1 rRNA gene is annotated in these 2,081 nt (G+C 54.5%); it reads right to left on the bottom strand.

What is annotated here, in order from left to right:
- Positions 1-220: 220 nt before the first annotated feature.
- Positions 221-1,754, bottom strand: a 16S ribosomal RNA gene (locus CXY70_RS00035).
- Between the last annotated feature and the right edge of the window lie 327 nt (positions 1,755-2,081).

Below are 2,081 nucleotides of genomic sequence, written 5' to 3'. Positions count from 1 at the left end.
GTTCCGGTCCCTCAGGACCCAACAGCGTGCATATACAAGTCTCTCTGCGACCTACCTTTCCAACCCCGTCCTTACGAACCAGGCGTACCGAGTAGATCTCAGCCGTTCTTGCATCAATGTCAATGTTCCACCCATGAGCGCCACCGAAAGACATTCGCTTCCGTGTGACTGGCACCGATGATCTCGCTGTATACAGACGAGCGGTGCACGTGCTCCTTAGAAAGGAGGTGATCCAGCCGCACCTTCCGGTACGGCTACCTTGTTACGACTTAGTCCTAATCACCGATCCCACCTTCGACAGCTCCGTCCCTTACGGGTTCGGCCACTGGCTTCGGGTGTTACCGACTTTCATGACTTGACGGGCGGTGTGTACAAGGCCCGGGAACGTATTCACCGCAGCGTTGCTGATCTGCGATTACTAGCGACTCCGACTTCATGAGGTCGAGTTGCAGACCTCAATCCGAACTGAGACCGGCTTTTTGGGATTCGCTCCACCTTGCGGTATCGCAGCCCTTTGTACCGGCCATTGTAGCATGCGTGAAGCCCAAGACATAAGGGGCATGATGATTTGACGTCATCCCCACCTTCCTCCGAGTTGACCCCGGCAGTATCCCATGAGTTCCCACCATTACGTGCTGGCAACATAGGACGAGGGTTGCGCTCGTTGCGGGACTTAACCCAACATCTCACGACACGAGCTGACGACAACCATGCACCACCTGTATACCGACCTTGCGGGGCGACCATTTCTGGCCGTTTCCGGTATATGTCAAGCCTTGGTAAGGTTCTTCGCGTTGCATCGAATTAATCCGCATGCTCCGCCGCTTGTGCGGGCCCCCGTCAATTCCTTTGAGTTTTAGCCTTGCGGCCGTACTCCCCAGGCGGGGAACTTAATGCGTTAGCTGCGACACGGAGACCGTGGAATGGTCCCCACATCTAGTTCCCAACGTTTACGGCATGGACTACCAGGGTATCTAATCCTGTTCGCTCCCCATGCTTTCGCTCCTCAGCGTCAGTTACGGCCCAGAGATCTGCCTTCGCCATTGGTGTTCCTCCTGATATCTGCGCATTCCACCGCTACACCAGGAATTCCAATCTCCCCTACCGCACTCTAGTCTGCCCGTACCCACTGCAGGCCCGAGGTTGAGCCTCGGGTTTTCACAGCAGACGCGACAAACCGCCTACGAGCTCTTTACGCCCAATAATTCCGGACAACGCTTGCACCCTACGTATTACCGCGGCTGCTGGCACGTAGTTAGCCGGTGCTTTTTCTGCAGGTACCGTCACTCCCAGGAAAACCCAGTCGCTTCTTCCCTACTAAAAGAGGTTTACAACCCGAAGGCCGTCGTCCCTCACGCGGCGTTGCTGCATCAGGCTTGCGCCCATTGTGCAATATTCCCCACTGCTGCCTCCCGTAGGAGTCTGGGCCGTGTCTCAGTCCCAGTGTGGCCGGTCACCCTCTCAGGCCGGCTACCCGTCGTCGCCTTGGTGAGCCATTACCTCACCAACTAGCTGATAGGCCGCGAGCTCATCCTTGACCAAAATTCTTTCCACCCCAGAAGATGCCTTCCAAGGTAATATCCGGTATTAGCTACAGTTTCCCGCAGTTATCCCAGAGTCAAGGGCAGATTGCTCACGTGTTACTCACCCGTTCGCCACTGATCCAAGGAGCAAGCTCCTCTTCACCGTTCGACTTGCATGTGTTAAGCACGCCGCCAGCGTTCGTCCTGAGCCAGGATCAAACTCTCCGTAAATGTTTGAATAGCTACCCGATCCATATAAATACAAACCAGACGCCCATCTAGTGCACCCCCCAACCGGAATAGGTTGAAAAGATGCAAGTTTGAAACTGACAGAACAAATCATTACTGACTTGCTTTGTATAGTTGCCTAACCGAAGTCAGGACTTGTTCAATATTATTTCCAAAGGAATCTCTTAGCTGCACCCCGCTAGAAACGGGCCACAACCACGAGGTTTTTGGCATTTGACATTGTGCACGCTGTTGAGTTCTCAAGGATCGGACACCCCGACTTCAGGCCCTACTGGGCTGTCGCTCCGGGGCAACTTGTCTAACTTACCC

This window comes from Cryobacterium sp. Y82 (genome assembly GCF_002929495.1).
Taxonomy (GTDB): Bacteria; Actinomycetota; Actinomycetes; order Actinomycetales; family Microbacteriaceae; genus Cryobacterium; species Cryobacterium serini.
The sequence above is the reverse complement of the archived record's forward strand: the minus strand, read 5'-3'. Positions and strand labels throughout refer to the sequence as shown.